We start from the raw sequence: 16,263 nt of genomic DNA on the forward strand, positions 1-16,263 counted from the left end.
ATCTAGCAGAGCGGGGAGGGCGAAACAAACGGCGCCGGCAAGGTAGCGGGGGATGATTGGGCTGGCGGGGTCATCGGCCTGGCCGCGGCGATCGGCGGCCGGCCTCAGGGGGGAAGCTCGCAGATATTAACTGTCAATCACGGATCATTGACTGACAGATATTGAAATCTGTCAGCGGGACATGTATATCCGTTCTCAGACGCTCCGGTTGGGCGTCTGGCGGCATCCCGGGAGCCCGACGTCCCAAACAAATGGGGGATTGAGGGTCGCATTGAACAATCGGGACCGCCAATTGATTGGAGACTTACGACAATGACGACCGAAATCATCAATTTGACCGGGACGATTGGGCACTGGCTCAATTTACTGGTGGCGCGCCAGATCGCGGCGCAGGCTGCAAAACTGCCTCATTAAGGCGAGAGCTTTCCGAAACGACCGGCACGGGCGCTTCGGAAGCAGCTCCGTCGCCGGGTAACTGAGCCCTCAACGGGAACATGGTGCTGGCATGAACGAAGCCGTTATCTTGACGCCGGAGCGGATCCTCGAAGTCACCGAGGACGTGCTGCGGCGTTACGGACTCGCCAAAGCCACCGTGGTCGACGTGGCCCGTGCGCTCGATGTGAGCCACGGCAGCGTCTACCGCCATTTCCCGAGCAAGGCTTCGCTGCGCGAGGCCGTCGCCAAACGGTGGCTGGACCGCATCGACGCGCCCTTACGCCAGCTCGCCGAAGAGCAGGGCCCGGCTCCGGCGCGGCTCGATCGCTGGCTGCGCACCCTGTTCGCCGCCAAGCGTTCGCGCGTGCTCGACGATCCCGAGATGTTCGAGACTTATCTGACCCTGGCGCGCGAGGCCTGTGCAGCCGTCAAGTGTCACAAGGACACCATGATCGACCAGATCGCGGCGATCCTGACCGACGGCGTGAAGCAGGGCGTGTTCGAGGTGGGCGACGTCAAAGCCACCGCGCGCGCGATCTTCGATGCCACCGTCCGCTTCCACCATCCGGCCCACGCCGACGAATGGAAGGATGCCGATCTCTCGGCGCGCGTCGATGCGACGCTCGCGCTGGTATTGCGCGGGCTGAAGGCGGCGTGAGGTTGCGAAGCCAACGCGTATCGCAGCTTGGGCCTTGATCCGCTCCTGCTCATGCCTTTGGCAGGATGACAGGCTCGGCCTCGACGATTCTCTCGTGACCACCATCCCATCATCCTGCTTGGCTGTGAGCCGTCAGATGACGAAGTCCGTTGGATGCAGGGCCGCCGTGTGCACGCCGTCCAACGTGATCGTATCGTCGGCGGTGAGGTGGATCACGGCATCGCCGGCGCTATTGTCGCCGATGAGGCTGGAGACGGCTGCCCAGTCTGCGAAGCCGTAGTCATGCAGGTTGATCACGTCGTGTTCGCTGGTGGTGCTGCCGACAGCCTGGTTGCCTTGATTGAAGTCGTTGATGACGTCCTGGCCGGAGCCCGTGTTGAAGACGAACGTGTCGTTGTTCGGCCCGCCCCACAGGAGATCATCGCCGCTGCCACCGTTGAGGGTATCCGTGCCTCCGGTGATCGAGCCGGGTGAGGAAGGAGCGTAGCTCATCGCATCGCCCGCCAGGCGATCGGGGCTCGATCCGCCGGTGAGAATGTCGTTCCCGCCGTGAGCATTGCCCGACATTGTGGGAGCGTCGCCGTACAACGTCGTGCTGAAAGCAGCTCGCTCGCCATCGACGACGGCGGTGAGGATATCGTTCCCGCCCTGGGCATTGTCGGACATGGACGTTCCGGAATCGCCCGACAGGCTTCCTCCTCCGAGCTGGGCGTCGCTGCTCGCCGCAAAGGTCAGGATGTCGTTTCCGCCGACCGCGTTGTCGGTCATGGCGCCAGTGGCATCGCCGCTGAGTGCGTCGCCGCCGCCATTTATCCCATAGTCCGTCGCGCTCAGCGTATCATTCCCGCCATGCGCATTGCCGCTCATGGCTCCACCAGCGTCCCCGCTGAGCGACCCGAACGATCTCCATCCGGTCGCCGCCGTCAGCGTGTCATTTCCGCCTCCCGCGTTGCCCGACATGTCGCCTTGGACATCGCCATAGAGATAAACATTGGTGTAGAGCGAGTTGTGGGCATCGACATTGAGGGTGTCGTTACCGCCTTGGGTGTTGTCCGCCATGGATTGGGCATCGCCAACGGCAACGGCACTATCCCAGCCGCCATCCACGCTCACCACGAGGCTGTCGTTCCCTCCGTGCGAATTGCCATGCATGGCCGCCAGGTCTTCCCCAACGAGGGTCACGTTCGAGTTGAGACTCGATATGGCTGCCGTCAGCGCATCGTTTCCGCCCCAGTCGTCGGCTGCCAACCCGGGATCTCCGAGCACGGTCATGGATTGACCGAAGTCCGGCAGGGTGACTGCGATAGTGTCGTTTGGCAGTTGGTGCATGTCGCTTCACTCCGATTTCATTTCAGTCGCGGGGCCTGAAAGCAGCGGAGGTCTTTGCGAGACGCGCTGTGGCCGCGCTTGACGTTGAATCTGCTCGGAGTTGATGGCGGAGATTTGCTTCGGGTTGGATTTCATTGCGGCCGGAGGAACTTCGGCGCGGGTACGGAACTCGACCGACGTCAAGTCTACCGCGCGCGCCATCTTCGATGCGACCGTCCGCTACCACCATCCGGCCCACGCTGACGAGAAGGACGCCGATCTCTCGGCGCGTGTCAATGCGACGCCTGCGCTACGCGGGCTGAAGGCGTAAGCCAACTTCCTTCACGCGTTCCAAAGCCGTCACACCTGACGTGACCTGTCGCGGTTCTATCTCAGACCTTATGGGCAACGCTGCCATTGCCGAGCGAGCGCGGATGATGGGGCTTTTTTCGCGCACGTAAGGCGGCGTTGGCCGATGGCACGACCGACGGGCTTTCCGGATAGGTATTGACTTCAATTTCGACGACGTCCTTTGACCGCTTTCGAAGGCGGTAGAACGCAAGTTCCTGTTCGAGAACGGGGCAGTGGAATTGGATCGTCGCTGTGTCTGGCAGACGGCAGAGTTCATCGATGAGCTCGCCGACAGTGATGATCGGGGGATGATGGATGGCTTCGCGGATAGCCTTACTCATGGCGCAACTCCCTCGCTCCGCTACTAACCACGGCGCGACGGCATCAGTTCCAATCCTACCCGGCCACAGTATGATCTATCTAAAAGTGCGAGCCGCGCGCCAGCGCCCTAAAGCGCGGGTGTCAACCGCGAGCTGCGCAAGCGCAATATGCCGAACGGGTCTTCGCGCCCCGCGAGTTTGCGATAGGTCGCAAGGTCGTCAAGCGTCGGACCTTCCCCGCGTCTGACATTCGCGCCCGCAACCGTCGCAACCGGAATCGACGTGCCGAGGCCTGCGTAGAGATAGTTGTCGCCGAAAGCCTTCTTGAGCGCGGCAAAAGTCGGCTCACCGGTGCAATGTCCCGGGGCTACGCTGTCCACCTTGAACCTGTCCTTGAGGGCGGTAACGACTTTCGCGATAGCTTCGTCAGGTGCGACGACCAGATGAAATCCTCCCGCGACGAGATGAATCCTGGGATTGATACCCGTCGCCGCTTCGACGATGCGCTCGATCCCGGGGTGCGAGCAACCGACCAGAAGGACCATGCCGTCGGCCGTGTTGACAGCCAAGGACAGCTCTTTGAGTTCTCTCGTGCCCGGTGCGTCGGAAATCAGCGAGATAAGTGTGATACCGGGAGCGATCTCGGTGGTCTGATCGATCAGTTCGAAGTTCGCGTGGGCCCATGCCGTGCCGAACTTCATTACCGCCGGCGGCTTGCCTGCATAGTACCGCATCTCCGGCGGCAAGGCCTCGTCCTTGCGGTAGAAGCCGGACGGCAGAGACGAGCCGTAGATGCCAAATCCTTCCTTTGGCGCGTAGATCTTGACGGTCGGATTGATGCTCAGGAGGTAGGACAAGCCCGCCATGTGATCGGAGTGGCGGTGCGAAAGAACGACAAAGTCGAGGTCCGAGAGATCAACTCCCTTGGCCTTCACGTTCGCCGCGAAGATTTCGGGATCGTTACCCGTATCGAACAGGATGCGTTTTCCCGCGATTTCGACAAGGGCAGAGAAACCCCAGTCCTTTGTCATCGCCTCATCTGTGCCGAAGGCGTCATAGAGAATCGTGATCTGGTTTTTCGCCTCAGCTGCCGCGCTTTCGGTGAGCCCGGCCGCGAAAACGCTGAAGGCGATCAGTGCTGCAAGAAGACTGTCCCTGATGTTCATGAAAGCGTCTCCTGTTGTCGTGCAAGACATACAACGGGAACGAGGGCGGCTCTCGAGAGCCGTCCGAATTGGCTCTCGACGAAAGATCGGGGCCGGACACACATCCATTGGCCGCTTGGTGCTGGATGCGGTGCCTGTGGTGGATCCTAGCACAACCCGAGAGAGACTTGGAGACCTTCGTTGGGGGTGGCCAGTCGGGAACCAGTTATTCTGGTCGCAGCAAAGGGCTCGCCGTCAGGCTCTAGATCTTGGTCAGCCCGCAAGTTGCCGCCAACCGCACAAGCTGCGCATCTGTGCGCGCGCCGGTCTTGGTCTTGATCAAATAGTGATAGTTCTGCACGGTCTTGACGCTGAGATTGAGGTGCGCCGCGATCTGTTCGGTGGTGGCGCCGCCGGCGAACTGGCGCAGGATCTCGATCTCGCGTTCGCCCAGTTGATCCAGCGCCGAGCCCGCCGACAGGCTGTCCTCGGCCAGGATGTGCGCGATGTCGTCGCTCATGGCGCGTTCGCCGCGCGCAACGCTGCGGATCGCCGACACGACCGCGGACGGCTCGCTGCTCTTGGTGACGAAGCCGCTGGCCCCCGCACTGAAGGCTGCCTTCACCAGCACGGCCTCGTTGTGCATGGTGAAAACGAGGATCCGCGCCCGCGGGCTGCGCGCGCGGATGTTGCGGATGGCTTCCAGCCCGCTCGCGCCGGGCATCGAGATATCCAGCAGGACCACGTCGGGATCGTGCGCCTTGAAGGCGCTGTAGGCATCCGCGGCGTTGTCGGCTTCCGCCACGACATGCAGATCGCCCTGGCTTTCCAGCACGCGCCGATAGCCCTGCCGCACGATCGGATGGTCGTCGACCAGCAGCACGGAGATGCCTGTTGCCGTAATCTCGTTCATCCCGGCCTCACGCGGCGAGCGGGATGGTGGCGGCGACGCTAAGTCCGCCGCGGGCGGGCAGGATCGACAATGATCCGCCGGCCCCTGCGACGCGCTCGCGGATGCCGGTGAGGCCGAAGCCCGCCGACTGCGCAACGCGTGCCGCGTCGCCGCCGCCATCGTCGTCGACACGGATCAGCAGTGCATCGTCGTCGCCCGTGCGCCGCTCGACGTGCAGAGAAATCTCGCGTGCCGTGCCGTGGCGCAACGCGTTGGTCAGGCACTCCTGCGCGACGCGATAGGCGGTGGTCGCGGCCGGGCCGCTGATGTCGGTGAGGTCGCCCTTGAGATCGAGCTGGATCGTCGGCCGCGCCGCGCTCTGCGAGCGCCAGCTATCCACCAAATTCACGAGGCTCGCCTCCAGCCCAAGCTCGGCGGGCAGGGGATTGCGCAGGCGCTTCAGCGCGTCGCGCAGCGAGGCCATCAGATGATGCGTGGCCTGCGAGATCATCCGCGCGTCCTGCACGATGTCGCTGTGCTTGTCTGCCTTCGTGCTCGCCGTCTCGATGGTGTTGGCGAAGGCGAGGATGGCCGAGAGATTTTGTCCGAACTCGTCGTGCAGCTCGCGGGCGAGCGCGCGGCGTTCGTCGTCGCGGATCTCGATCAGGCGCCGCGTCAGCGCCGCGCGCTGTTCGGTCGCCTCCTCCAGCCGCCCGCCGAGCTCGCCGACGGCGCTGCCGATCATCGCCAGCTCCATCGAGCGGAAGCGCGGTAGTTTCGTGCGATACTGACCGCGCGCCATGCGCTGCAGGGCGGTCACGATCGTGCGTGCCGGCGCCAGCGCATGCGCAATCGCGAGCGAGGCCAGGAGCGCGATCGCTGCCGCCATCAAAAGCGCGACGTCGATCACGTTGAGGATGTATTCCCAGGCGAGCGAGATGGCGGCCGCTTCATCCGGCGTCGCAACCACCGCTCCGGCGGTCGCCGCGCGGGGACTGACCGGCCGTATCACTTCGGCATGGCTGCCGAGGAAGGTCGGCACGATCGACGCGAACCAGCGCGGCGGCGTCTTGCCCAGCCCCTCGCTCTGGCCGCACAGCGGCTTTTCGAATGCGATGGCCGGTTGGAATTCGACGCAGACGCCGGGTGAGATCAGCTTCATCGTCTCCAGCGTGCGCCACTCCGGAACCGGCAGAAGCTGCTCGCGTGTTCTGCTGCTACGCAACAAGAATTCGTGCCAGTACAGGGCCTGAAGCGCTTGGGCGACCCGCTGCGCCGAGGCCGCAGTCGCCCGATCGACGCTGCGATAGGCGTCGAACGTGGCCCAGATGGTCGCCGCGCCAAGGCAGAGGGCGACGATGAGAAACAGACGGGCGACAAGCTGAAGCACAAGGCGCATGCGATCACCCCAAAGTTTGGTAAGGTCAGCCTAACAACGCCGCCGCGCCTTGCCAATTGCGAGGCACGGCAAGATTGAATCTCGGGCAAATTTCCCAAGCCGGATTGGGCATGGCTCTTTGGACCGGGCGCGGCGGCTTTGATCTAATGGGCGGAATTCACGGCCAGGAGCGGTGCAGCATGAGTTCGATGACGATTGGGCCGATCGCGGGGCCTGCTGCCGACCCATCCGAGCGTAGCGCGCTCCTGTTCTGGATGATCTTCACCGGGCTTTCGATCTTCGCGGTCGTGCTGCTGTGGCGGTTCGGCCTGATCCGTCTGATGCTGACCTCCGACCGGACCTACATTTCCAGCCTGATCGCGCTGCTCTATGTCCTCACCTGCGGTCATTGCTTCCTGCGCACGCGGGCCATTGCCCGCGAGGGCGCGGCGGCCCGGCGCTGCCGCGCGGTGCTTGCGGCGCCCGAGGGCGGCAGGGCGCTCGACGCCGGCGCAGCCGAGCTGCCACGCGGGCTGGTGCGGGACCACATCGAGAGCCTCGTGACCAAGGCCGCGGCGCAGGACTACCGCCCTGTCGACCAGACGCTGTTGCTGCGAACGCTCGCCGACCGCCTGCGCGGTTCCAACGGCTTCGGCGCCTTCGTCTCGGACACGCTGATGAAGCTCGGCCTGCTCGGCACCATCGTCGGCTTCATCATCATGCTGGCGCCGATCGCGGGGCTGGATGCCGCCGACAAGGTCGCGATGCGATCCTCGATGGGGCTGATGAGCGACGGCATGGCGGTCGCGATGTACACGACTCTGGCGGGCCTGGTCGGTTCGATCCTGGTCCGCATCCAGTATTACATGCTGGATGCCGCGACCCAGAAGGTGTTCTCGGATGCGGTGGTGCTGACCGAGACCTATGTGACGCCGGTGCTGGAGCGCAAGGGTTCTGGAATCGCGCCATGATGGATGATTTCGGTCTCTATCCGCGCGAGGAGCCGTTCGATCCCCTGGGCGTGATGCTGTTCAAGGCGCTCCAGGTGATCGCTTTCCTGTTCTTCCTCGCGCTGCTCGCGGTCTCGCCGGACGCCAAGGACGGCAAGATCGATTCCAAGGCCGAGTTCATGATCACGCTGGACTGGCCCGATAGCCATCCCGACGATCTCGACCTGTTCGTGCAGGATCCCGTGGGCAACATCGCCTGGTATCGTCACCGCGAGGCCGGTTTCCTCACGCTCGACCGCGACGACCGCGGCGGAGCCAACGACTTCATCGTGGTCAACGGCAAGAAAATTGCCTCGCCGATCCGCGAGGAGATCGTCACGGTGCGCGGCATCGTTCCCGGCGAATATACCGTCAATGTCTCACATTTCGTGGCTACGACCGGCGAGCCTGTGACGGCCAATGTGAAGGTGCAAAAACTCAATCCGACGGCGCAGGTGATCTTCGACAACAAGTTCACGGTCGATCACACCGGCGACGAGAAGACCGCGGTGCGGTTCCGGCTCGACGCCGAAGGCAAGGTCGTCAATGTAGACCAGCGGCCGAAATCGCTGCTGGAGACGTTCCGCAGCGGCTGGCGCAACGGCGCCGATCTCGACCCGAACACCGGCGTGAGCAGGAATGCTGTGAGGGTGCGCCGTGACTAGCCTGCAGACGGTCATCCTCACACTATCGATAGCTTACGCCGTCATCGGCGCGCTGCTGCTGGTCGTGTTGGTCTATGCGCGGCTGCACTGGTCGATCAAGGCCGTTGCGGTGGTCGTGACCAGCGCCTTCTATGTCGTCAGCTTCACGGAAATGCGCGGGCTGCTCGGCTGGGCCAGCGCCGACCGGCTGCCGGCCTCCTTCAAGCTGCTGAAGGCCCGCATCGTCGAGCCGCATTCGCTGGAAGGCGATCCCGGCTCGATCTATCTCTGGGTCGAGCAGCTCGACGAGGACAATCGCCCGAGCGGCATACCGCGCGCCTTTCGTGTGCCCTACAATGACAGGCTGGCCGACAAGACCCATGCGGCGGAGAACGAGATCGCGCTGGGACATCCGCAAGGCGGCCGGGCCGCTGATTTCGGCGGCGGCGATGGCAGCCTCATCGACATGGTCAGGGAATATGTGACGCCCAAGACGATCCTGGAGACGAGCGGAGGCGATTCCTCGACCGGCGAATTCCTGGCCCCACCGGCCGGCGCGCAGGGCGCCGTGTTCACTCCGATTCCGCCGCCCCGGATGCCGCCGAAGGACGAGCAATAGGCTCTTCACCATCGCGACAGGGCAGCGCTGGCAAACCGCGCGCCGCTGGCGCATGTTCTTGACCTCCCTCAATTTGGCCTTATCGGCTCCCAATAAGGTTCGAGGGGTGGAGGGTGCGTGCTTCTCGCTGTCTTCTCGGATATCCACGGCAACCGGCAGGCGTTCGAGGCGTGCCTGAAAGTCGCGCGGGCACGTGGCGCCGAGCGCTTCATCCTGCTTGGCGACTTCGTCGGCTATGGCGCCGATCCGGAATGGGTGGTGGATACCGCGATGGAGCTCGTTGCCCAAGGCGCCGTCGCCGTGCGCGGCAATCATGACCAGGCGGTGAATTCCTCCGCCGAGACCATGAATGCCGAGGCGCAAATCGCGATCGAATGGACCCGCGGCCGGCTCGACACCGCGCAGCGGCGGTTCCTGGCGGAATTGCCGATGCTGGTGGAGGACGGCGATCGCCTGTTCGTGCATTCGGAAGCCTCCAGCCCCCGGAGCTGGCACTATGTCCGATCGACGGCGGACGCTGCCAAAAGCCTGATCGCGACGCCGGCTCATGTCACCTTCTGCGGCCACATCCACCGCCCGGCGATCTATTCAATGTCGGTGACGGCGAAGATGTCGGGACTCGTGCCCAAGACCGATGTCTCCGTACCGCTGTTGCGCGGGCGGCAATGGCTTGCGGTGCTCGGCTCGGTCGGCCAGCCCCGCGATAACGATCCATCCGCGGCTTTCGTGCTGTTCGACACCGTCTCATGCCTGATCACCTATTGCCGCGCGCCCTACGATGTCGAGACGGCCGCGAACCGGATCCGCGAGAACGGCCTGCCGCATTGGCTCGCCGACCGGCTGTCGCAGGGGCGCTAGAGGCCGATGCCGAAACCCCTCGTCAAATCAGGTGCAGAGATCGACGGCTACACGATCGGCGAATGCGTCCATGCCGGCGGCATGGCGACGCTTTGGACGGTCACCCATCCCGGCATCGACCTGCCGCTGCTGATGAAGATTCCGCGAGTGTCGGAGGGCGAGGACCCCGCGGCGATCGTCTCCTTCGAGATGGAGATGATGATCCTGCCGCGGCTGGCCGGGCCGCACGTGCCCTCATGTTTCGGCACCGGCGATTTCGCCCACCAGGCCTATGTCGTCATCGAGCGCATCTCCGGGACCACGCTCTACAAGCGGTTGCCCGACCTGCCGTTGCCGTATGACGAGGCGCGGCAGCTCGTCGCCAGGATCGCGACGGGGCTCGCGGATTTGCACCGGCAGAACGTGATCCATCACGACATCAAGCCGAGCAGCATCATGTTCCGCGAGAGCGGCGAGGCGGTGCTGATCGACTATGGCCTGTCGCATCACAACCATCTGCCGGACCTGTTGCAGGAGGAGTTCCGCCTGCCTTACGGCACCGCGCCCTATATGGCGCCGGAACGGTTGTCAGGGGTGCGCGACGATCCGCGCAGCGATCTGTTCTCGCTGGGCGTGCTGCTCTATTTCTTCACGACCGGCGAACGGCCGTTCGGCGAGGGCGAGACGCTGCGTGCGATGCGGCGCCGGCTATGGCGCGATCCGCACCCGCCGCGCTCGCTTCGCGCCGACTATCCGCCCTGGCTCCAGGAGGTGGTGCTGCGATGCCTCGAGATCGAGCCGGTGCGGCGCTATCCGACCGCGTCCCAGCTCGCCTTCGATCTCACCCACCCGGACCAGGTCAGGCTCACCACACGCTCTGAGCGGCTGAAGCGCGATCCGCTCAGAGTCGCCTGGCGGCGCCGCTTCAACCCGGGCGTCATGCAGCCGCGCGCGAAATCGGATGTCGCAGCCCAGATCGCATCAAGCCCGATCCTCGCGGTCGCGCTCGATACGGCGGAAGGCGAGCCGGAGTTGAACGAGGCCTTGCGCATGACGACGGAACGCATTCTCGCCACGCTGCCCTCGGCGCGGCTCGCCTGCCTCAACGTGCTGAAGCTCAACCGCATCGCGATTGACAGGACGCTGGATGAGCAGGGCTCCAACAAGCATATCGATCGGTTGGTGGCGCTCAGACACTGGGCCACGCCGCTCAAGCTCGATGAAAGCCGGCTGTCGGCTCACGTGCTGGAAGCCGTCGACCCCGCGGCGGCCATTCTGGAATTTTGCGAGGTCAACCACGTCGACCACGTCATCATCGGCGCGCGGCAGGGCTCGTTCAGGCGCACGCTGCTCGGCAGCGTCTCGGCCAAGGTGGCCTCGGAAGCGGCCTGCACCGTCACCGTGGTACGGCCGCCGCGAATGGCTGCGGATGCGGGCGAGGAGGCCGGATAGGGCCGCGCTCTGGATCCTGGAGGTTCAGGCCGCGTGAGCGGTGTGGACGGAGCGCTTGCGGCGGATCGGCCAGGAGAATTGCGGGCCGGGCTCGCCGTGATCCGCGCTGCCGCCGAAGAACTGGATGATCTCGCGGCAGGGCTCACAGTTGAACAGGTTACGCGACGCGGACGCCTTGGTCATTTCCTTCAGGCAGTTCGGGCAATGCGGCTTCATGAGCTTGGTCCAGAAAAGAATTCAATGCCGGCGCGGTGACCGGAGCGGGTGATCCAGGTCCATCTCGGGCCCGGTGTCGTCGCGCATCTCGCCTTCGGTGCGTTCGAGCCGACCGAAGAAAAAATCGAGGTCAGGGTGCGGGCGCCGCGGGATGCGGCACCGGCGCTTCGGCTGACGTTTCACAAGCGCGATCTGCATGGGGTCAGGCCCGATACCAGTCGCGACGGGCGATGCGGGCCGAGTGTAGCGAGACCTTCACCGGTCCGGCCGATGGACCAAACACAACAAACGCACAAAAACCAAGCCACAACGCCACGCCAGTCCAAACCAGGGTCGTCGTCATGATGTGCTCCCGCGAAACAGGCAAGAATCACTAGCGGTGATTTGCGCGAATCAGGGAAGCCCGGAGGAGTACGGATCAAGGTTGCAAATTTAGGCATTGCGCGCCGCAACACCCGTAGAAGCCGCACGTCTGCGGAGCTGTGCGAGCCCTCAGATCGCCTCGCCACGTGCACCCGCGGCGGCGTTGCGGATCGCGGCGATGTTGGTCTTGTAGGCGTCCTGCGTGCCGCCCCTGAACACGGACGTGCCGGCGACGAAGGCGTTGGCCCCGGCCGCAGCCAGGGGACCTGCGACGTCGGCGCCGACGCCGCCATCGACCTCGATGTCGATCGGGCGGCCCGCTGTCATGGCGCGGATGTCGCGGATCTTGCCGATCGCGGAGGGGATGAAGGCCTGGCCGCCGAAGCCGGGATTGACCGACATCACCAGCACGAGGTCGACCAGGTCCAGGACGTATTCGAGGGCGCTGATCGGCGTGCCCGGATTGAGCGAAACGCCGGCCTTCTTGCCGAGTGCGCGGATCGCCTGAAGCGAGCGGTGCAGATGGGGACCGGCCTCGGCATGCACGGTGATGTGGTCGCAGCCGGCTTTCGCGAAGGCCTCCAGATAGGGATCGCAGGGCGAGATCATCAGATGCGCGTCGAAGATCTTCTTGGTGTGCGGGCGCATCGCCTTGATGACGTCGGGACCATACGAGATGTTGGGAACGAAGTGCCCGTCCATGACGTCGAGATGGATCCAGTCGGCTCCCGCGGCGTCCACGGCGCGCACCTCCTCGCCGAGCCTGGAGAAATCCGAGGCCAGGATCGAGGGCGCGATTGCCAGGGGGCGGGGAGCGAAGGCTTGGGTCATGGCGGTTTCCCGTGGCGGCCGTGAAAGATGGACTCGCCTAACATGGGCCTCTCAGCCGGGCAATGCAGGGGCGGCGTGCTTCCTGTGGGCGGAAATTTCTGCCGCGACCGGCATGAATTGCCGGTGTTCCCGGGCCGTGCAAAGTGCGGTGAAAGCGGATTTCATTGAGCTTTTTGCGCTGGCACGGCGCTTGCTGACCTCACCTGAACAGAACATTGGCCGCGGCATGCCGCACCGGTTGGAGTTGTGCAATGTTGTTCGCTCTTGGGGCCGTATCGAGCGCGCTCGACGCGATCCAGTCGCTGACGAATTCGAAATCATCCTCGTCGACGCAGAAGACGGGGTCCTCGCAAAAGCCGGCGACGAATCCGTTCGCGATCGACAACGGCAGCAACAGGACGACCGGCGCGACCTCGTCGGTCAATGCGGGCAAAACCCCGCAGATCTCGCCGGAGACGATGAACGCGCTGTTCGCCGCGCAGAGCCAATCCTCGGGCAGCACCAGCAGCGCCGCAAGCTCGACCTCGTCGAGTTCGACATCCTCGTCCTCGACGCGCCGCGACGCCGCTCTGAAGGATCTGTTCTCGCAGATCGATGGCGACGGCGACGGCAAGATCACCAAGTCGGAATTCGAGAATGCGCTCGGCGCCGGCGGCACCAACCTCGCGCAGGCGGACAACGTCCTCTCGAAGCTGGATTCGAATTCCGACGGCAGCGTCAGCCTCGATGAGATGTCGAAGGCGCTGAAGAGCGGCCATGTCGGCCACCATCACGCGCAAGGTGCGGGCGATGCCTCCGGCGGCGGTTCGGATTCCTCCTCCCAGGCCAAGGGCGGCTCGACCTCGACTTCGACGACCGGTGCCGACGGTTCGACCACCACCACCGTCACCTATGCCGACGGCTTCAAGATGTCGACGACGGTCCCGGGCGCCTCCAGCTCCCGTAATTCGGCGTACGATCTGTTCGCGCAGTTGATGCAGCGGCAAGGCGGGCAGGGACAAGGCGCCTCAGCGACCGTCGGTTCATCGACGTCGATGAGCGTGTAACCTTGCTCACGGCTAGCTTGCATATTCGTGAGTGATGTCACGGTAGACATACCGATCGCGGATCTCGTGGTTGAAGAACGTGCCCTTTGAGCGCGCGGCCTTGAATGCGGCGGCGACCTCGGGCGGGACGTCCTCGTAGACATAGAGCCGTCCGCTGACGAAAGTCACCTTCAGTTCGCGCGTCTCGGGCGCATAGCGGAAAAACCGGATCACGGAAGACGGCATGGCGGTGCACCTTGCTCCGCCAGGGTAACGCGCTGTCCGCCGTTTCGTTTCTAGCCGAACCGATCCTTCCACGCCGGAATTGCGCCGGCAAACGGCAGGGCCGTTGCATTGTAGACGCCGCGAGCGATCGCGCGTGCGACCACGTTGGCGGCGACTGTTCCAAGCTCGGTAAGGCCGACCAGCGGCTCGATCGGCTTCTCGCCCGTTGCGGCAGCGAACAGCACGTCGCCGTCGGTCGGCGCATGCACCGGATAGATCGCACGGGCAAACCCGGTATGCGCGATCATCGCAAGCCGCTTGGCCTGGGCCTTGGTCAGCATCGCGTCGGTGACGACGAGGCCGATCGTGGTGTTCTCACGCGCGCTCGCGGCGGGGCCGCCCTTGATGCGCATCGCCAGCATGTCCGGCGTGAACGCGGACGGCAGGCCGCGCCCGCCGAACTCGCCGTTCTCCTCGAACGGCGCAGCCCAGAACCAAGGCCCTTCGCCAACGGTTGTGCTGCCGACCGCGTTGACGACCATGATCGCGGCGACCTTGATACCATTGGCCAGGACCGCGGAGGCCGACCCCAGTCCCCCCTTGAAGGTCGCGGTGGTAGCACCGAGGCCGGCGCCGACACTGCCCAGTGCGAAATCGTCGCTGGCGGCCAACGCTGCGGCGTAGCCGAGATCGCGATAGGGCGCGAAGCGTCCCCAGGCCTTGTCGCCACCGTTGAGGAGGTCGAAAACGATCGCGCCGGGGACGATCGGAATCACCGCCTCGCGAATCCGCAAGCCGCGGCCTTGTTCGGCGAGCCAGGCCTGGATGCCGCCGCCGGCGTCGATTCCAAAGGCGGAGCCGCCGGACAGCGCAATCGCGTCAACGCGATCGACGGTGCTGGCGAGGTCGAGCAGCGCGTCTTCGCGCGTGCCGGGGCCGCCGCCGCGAACATCGATGGCCGCGACCGCGGGGGTGTCGAAGATGATCGCGGTCGTGCCAGTGGCGACTTTCGCATCCTCGGCATGGCCGACGCGGACGCCGGCGATGTCGGTCAAGAGATTTTTCACGATCTGAGCATCGGTATCTCTGGATGATCCTTAATGAACGCTCCGCCGAGTTATCCCGTCCGCCGCGTTGGCGTCAACGCCCTCGACGGGTGGCTCCTTGACGAAAGCAAAATGCTCATACAATCTCCAGATGTTTTTTAAAGGATAATGACTTTGAAGCGTATTGTCCTGCTGCTTGACGGCACGTGGAACGATGCCGACGTCGGCATGACCGACACCAACATCGTCAGGCTGCGCGAAGACATAGCAGCCTGTCTCGCCCCGACCCTGTTAAGCCCGCGATTGCCACGTCGGCCGCATCTTCGACTCGGACGTCTGTCAGTTATCGTACATACACGAAGGACGGAAAGAAGACGCCCTACATCGTCTTTTACGAGCGTGGCGTCGGGACCGGCGGCTTTCTTGACAATATCCGGGGCGGTGCTTTCGGGGCAGGCTTGAGCCGCAATGTTCGCAGGGCCTACTCCTTCCTATCGCGCAACTATGAGCCGGGAGACGAGATCTTTATCTTTGGGTTTTCGCGCGGCTCCTACACTGCGCGTTCTTTGGTTGGATACATCGGCACCGTCGGACTGTTGCGTTCGTCCAATTGTTCGGAGGTCAACGAATCGCGTGGCTGGTATTACTATCGCAAGAGCCCGTTCGACCGTCTTCCGACCGAAGGGTCCGAGATCCGACGCTACGCTTACCCGATGAGCGACGTTGCGCTTAAATTTCAAGGCGTGTTCGACACTGTGGGAGCCTTGGGGGTTCCGATCTCGTGGTTCAAGCGGGAAAACAGAGATCTGTTCGAGTTTCACGACGTCGGGCTTTCGCCGTGGTGCGACGTCAACGTGCAGGCGCTGGCGATAGATGAGCATCGCGAGGCATTCGAAGCGACGCTCTGGCGTCAGCCTAAATTCGAGACGATCAGCGCGGACAACACCGAGCAAGTGTGGTTCGTAGGGGCACACTCGGACATCGGCGGAGGGTATATCGACGAGCGTAACCGAAACAAGTTGCCGCAGCCTGCGCTCGACGACATTACGCTCGACTGGATGAAGAAGCGCCTGTTGGCGCATTACGATGACTTCCCCGTGGATGTCTCCACGGCTGCGATTGAGAATGGATATCTGGCGCCTCATCACGAGGCGAGGCGCAGCATTTTTTCGGCCCGACCGTTCTCTTATCGGACCATAGGCAATCAATACGGCAACGCGCGGCGTTGGCGGTGGGAGACAGACGTTTGCTACGACCGGCACAATAACCCCGTCCGGGAGATGATCCATCTCAGTGCCCTGTTGCGGCTCGGCCAGCGAGTCAGTTTCCAGCGCTCGTACCGGCCTTACGTGCCAAGAAACCTGATCGCTGCGCTGCCTCTGATCGAGCACGACGGCCCCGGTTCCTGTATCGGAATCGTCGGCTGGGACGGGAAGCGCCTCGCTCCCCAAGAAGCTCTAGCCTTCGCGGCCGACGCCAGAACTCGATTGGAAACACTTAATTATAAGCTCAGCTGAAATTCGAGGGCT

The 16,263-nt window shown here is 63.9% G+C and carries 20 protein-coding genes; 9 read left to right on the forward strand and 11 right to left on the reverse strand.

All coding sequences use genetic code 11. From position 1 onward, the window contains the following. The first annotated feature begins 505 nt into the window (after positions 1-505). Positions 506-1,093, forward strand: a complete 588-nt coding sequence (locus AC0L3S_RS14990; RefSeq protein ID WP_007602348.1) for a TetR/AcrR family transcriptional regulator — start codon at positions 506-508, stop codon at positions 1,091-1,093. 132 nt (positions 1,094-1,225) lie between these two features. Here AC0L3S_RS14990 and AC0L3S_RS14995 read toward each other — a convergent pair whose 3' ends face one another. Further along, positions 1,226-2,422 (reverse strand): calcium-binding protein, encoded by a 1,197-nt coding sequence (locus AC0L3S_RS14995; RefSeq protein WP_473279586.1) that lies wholly within the window; start codon positions 2,420-2,422, stop codon positions 1,226-1,228. A gap of 103 nt (positions 2,423-2,525) precedes the next feature. Here AC0L3S_RS14995 and AC0L3S_RS15000 point away from each other — a divergent pair, with 103 nt between their 5' ends. Beyond that, on the forward strand, positions 2,526-2,732 hold the full coding sequence (locus AC0L3S_RS15000; protein ID WP_473279587.1) for a hypothetical protein: 207 nt from the start codon (positions 2,526-2,528) through the stop codon (positions 2,730-2,732). Between the two features lie 61 nt (positions 2,733-2,793). On the opposite strand, the gene AC0L3S_RS15005 is transcribed toward AC0L3S_RS15000, so the two are convergent. The 4 genes from AC0L3S_RS15005 to AC0L3S_RS15020 all read right to left on the reverse strand — a co-directional run bounded on the left by AC0L3S_RS15005 (position 2,794) and on the right by AC0L3S_RS15020 (position 6,508). Beyond that, on the reverse strand, positions 2,794-3,093 hold the full coding sequence (locus tag AC0L3S_RS15005) for a hypothetical protein (protein WP_473259030.1): 300 nt from the start codon (positions 3,091-3,093) through the stop codon (positions 2,794-2,796). A gap of 107 nt (positions 3,094-3,200) precedes the next feature. Then, a complete protein-coding gene (locus AC0L3S_RS15010; protein ID WP_473279689.1) occupies positions 3,201-4,238 on the reverse strand; it encodes an MBL fold metallo-hydrolase in 1,038 nt (345 codons plus the stop codon). 241 nt (positions 4,239-4,479) lie between these two features. Continuing rightward, entirely contained in the window at positions 4,480-5,130 is a 651-nt protein-coding gene (locus tag AC0L3S_RS15015; protein WP_473279588.1) for a response regulator, read from the reverse strand. A 7-nt stretch (positions 5,131-5,137) separates the two neighbouring features. Beyond that, entirely contained in the window at positions 5,138-6,508 is a 1,371-nt protein-coding gene (locus AC0L3S_RS15020; RefSeq protein WP_473279589.1) for a sensor histidine kinase, read from the reverse strand. 179 nt (positions 6,509-6,687) lie between these two features. On the opposite strand from AC0L3S_RS15020, the gene AC0L3S_RS15025 reads away from it, so the two are divergent. From AC0L3S_RS15025 to AC0L3S_RS15045, 5 genes are all read left to right on the forward strand, one after another. Beyond that, a complete protein-coding gene (locus AC0L3S_RS15025) occupies positions 6,688-7,458 on the forward strand; it encodes a MotA/TolQ/ExbB proton channel family protein (protein ID WP_473279590.1) in 771 nt (256 codons plus the stop codon). After that, the gene (locus AC0L3S_RS15030; protein ID WP_007612052.1) at positions 7,455-8,141 is read left to right on the forward strand and encodes a hypothetical protein; all 687 of its coding nucleotides are present in this window, start codon (positions 7,455-7,457) and stop codon (positions 8,139-8,141) included. Before AC0L3S_RS15025 ends, AC0L3S_RS15030 begins: the two co-directional genes overlap by 4 nt. After that, entirely contained in the window at positions 8,134-8,739 is a 606-nt protein-coding gene (locus AC0L3S_RS15035) for a hypothetical protein (protein WP_027567695.1), read from the forward strand. Before AC0L3S_RS15030 ends, AC0L3S_RS15035 begins: the two co-directional genes overlap by 8 nt. 117 nt (positions 8,740-8,856) lie before the next feature. After that, a complete protein-coding gene (locus tag AC0L3S_RS15040; protein ID WP_473259018.1) occupies positions 8,857-9,597 on the forward strand; it encodes a metallophosphoesterase family protein in 741 nt (246 codons plus the stop codon). Positions 9,598-9,603: 6 nt separating this feature from the next. Further along, a complete protein-coding gene (locus tag AC0L3S_RS15045; RefSeq protein WP_473279591.1) occupies positions 9,604-11,028 on the forward strand; it encodes a protein kinase domain-containing protein in 1,425 nt (474 codons plus the stop codon). Between the two features lie 24 nt (positions 11,029-11,052). Here AC0L3S_RS15045 and AC0L3S_RS15050 read toward each other — a convergent pair whose 3' ends face one another. From AC0L3S_RS15050 to rpe, 4 genes are all read right to left on the reverse strand, one after another. Further along, on the reverse strand, positions 11,053-11,244 hold the full coding sequence (locus AC0L3S_RS15050; RefSeq protein WP_007602380.1) for a hypothetical protein: 192 nt from the start codon (positions 11,242-11,244) through the stop codon (positions 11,053-11,055). A gap of 21 nt (positions 11,245-11,265) precedes the next feature. Beyond that, a complete protein-coding gene (locus tag AC0L3S_RS15055) occupies positions 11,266-11,442 on the reverse strand; it encodes a hypothetical protein (RefSeq protein ID WP_162847283.1) in 177 nt (58 codons plus the stop codon). Positions 11,443-11,446: 4 nt separating this feature from the next. Next, positions 11,447-11,587: a hypothetical protein gene (locus AC0L3S_RS15060; RefSeq protein ID WP_473279592.1), complete on the reverse strand. Its 141-nt coding sequence runs from the start codon at positions 11,585-11,587 to the stop codon at positions 11,447-11,449. A gap of 149 nt (positions 11,588-11,736) precedes the next feature. Next, positions 11,737-12,438, reverse strand: a complete 702-nt coding sequence (rpe, locus tag AC0L3S_RS15065) for a ribulose-phosphate 3-epimerase (RefSeq protein WP_354128092.1) — start codon at positions 12,436-12,438, stop codon at positions 11,737-11,739. A 251-nt stretch (positions 12,439-12,689) separates the two neighbouring features. Between rpe and AC0L3S_RS15070 the strand changes: the two genes are divergently transcribed. Beyond that, positions 12,690-13,484 (forward strand): EF-hand domain-containing protein, encoded by a 795-nt coding sequence (locus tag AC0L3S_RS15070; protein ID WP_473279593.1) that lies wholly within the window; start codon positions 12,690-12,692, stop codon positions 13,482-13,484. 12 nt (positions 13,485-13,496) lie between these two features. Here AC0L3S_RS15070 and AC0L3S_RS15075 read toward each other — a convergent pair whose 3' ends face one another. Together AC0L3S_RS15075 and AC0L3S_RS15080 are read right to left on the reverse strand one after the other, a co-directional pair. After that, positions 13,497-13,709: a KTSC domain-containing protein gene (locus AC0L3S_RS15075; RefSeq protein ID WP_473259010.1), complete on the reverse strand. Its 213-nt coding sequence runs from the start codon at positions 13,707-13,709 to the stop codon at positions 13,497-13,499. A gap of 50 nt (positions 13,710-13,759) precedes the next feature. After that, a complete protein-coding gene (locus AC0L3S_RS15080; RefSeq protein WP_473279594.1) occupies positions 13,760-14,755 on the reverse strand; it encodes a P1 family peptidase in 996 nt (331 codons plus the stop codon). Positions 14,756-14,940: 185 nt separating this feature from the next. Here AC0L3S_RS15080 and AC0L3S_RS15085 point away from each other — a divergent pair, with 185 nt between their 5' ends. Then, positions 14,941-16,251, forward strand: coding sequence for a DUF2235 domain-containing protein (locus AC0L3S_RS15085; RefSeq protein WP_473279595.1), 1,311 nt, complete (start codon positions 14,941-14,943; stop codon positions 16,249-16,251). The last annotated feature ends 12 nt before the right edge of the window (positions 16,252-16,263 follow it).

The sequence above is a fragment of the Bradyrhizobium sp. Ken01 genome, assembly GCF_055807355.1.

Coding starts and splice junctions, on each gene's coding strand:
- AC0L3S_RS15060 (WP_473279592.1), bottom strand. CDS start 11,587: ATGACGACGACCCTGGTTTGGACTGGCGTGGCGTTGTGGCTTGGTTTT.
- AC0L3S_RS15010 (WP_473279689.1), bottom strand. CDS start 4,238: ATGAACATCAGGGACAGTCTTCTTGCAGCACTGATCGCCTTCAGCGTT.
- AC0L3S_RS15070 (WP_473279593.1), top strand. CDS start 12,690: ATGTTGTTCGCTCTTGGGGCCGTATCGAGCGCGCTCGACGCGATCCAG.
- AC0L3S_RS15045 (WP_473279591.1), top strand. CDS start 9,604: ATGCCGAAACCCCTCGTCAAATCAGGTGCAGAGATCGACGGCTACACG.
- AC0L3S_RS15050 (WP_007602380.1), bottom strand. CDS start 11,244: ATGAAGCCGCATTGCCCGAACTGCCTGAAGGAAATGACCAAGGCGTCC.
- AC0L3S_RS15015 (WP_473279588.1), bottom strand. CDS start 5,130: ATGAACGAGATTACGGCAACAGGCATCTCCGTGCTGCTGGTCGACGAC.
- AC0L3S_RS15030 (WP_007612052.1), top strand. CDS start 7,455: ATGATGGATGATTTCGGTCTCTATCCGCGCGAGGAGCCGTTCGATCCC.
- AC0L3S_RS14990 (WP_007602348.1), top strand. CDS start 506: ATGAACGAAGCCGTTATCTTGACGCCGGAGCGGATCCTCGAAGTCACC.
- AC0L3S_RS15005 (WP_473259030.1), bottom strand. CDS start 3,093: ATGAGTAAGGCTATCCGCGAAGCCATCCATCATCCCCCGATCATCACT.
- rpe (WP_354128092.1), bottom strand. CDS start 12,438: ATGACCCAAGCCTTCGCTCCCCGCCCCCTGGCAATCGCGCCCTCGATC.
- AC0L3S_RS15000 (WP_473279587.1), top strand. CDS start 2,526: ATGGCGGAGATTTGCTTCGGGTTGGATTTCATTGCGGCCGGAGGAACT.
- AC0L3S_RS14995 (WP_473279586.1), bottom strand. CDS start 2,422: ATGCACCAACTGCCAAACGACACTATCGCAGTCACCCTGCCGGACTTC.
- AC0L3S_RS15055 (WP_162847283.1), bottom strand. CDS start 11,442: ATGCAGATCGCGCTTGTGAAACGTCAGCCGAAGCGCCGGTGCCGCATC.
- AC0L3S_RS15075 (WP_473259010.1), bottom strand. CDS start 13,709: ATGCCGTCTTCCGTGATCCGGTTTTTCCGCTATGCGCCCGAGACGCGC.
- AC0L3S_RS15020 (WP_473279589.1), bottom strand. CDS start 6,508: ATGCGCCTTGTGCTTCAGCTTGTCGCCCGTCTGTTTCTCATCGTCGCC.
- AC0L3S_RS15025 (WP_473279590.1), top strand. CDS start 6,688: ATGAGTTCGATGACGATTGGGCCGATCGCGGGGCCTGCTGCCGACCCA.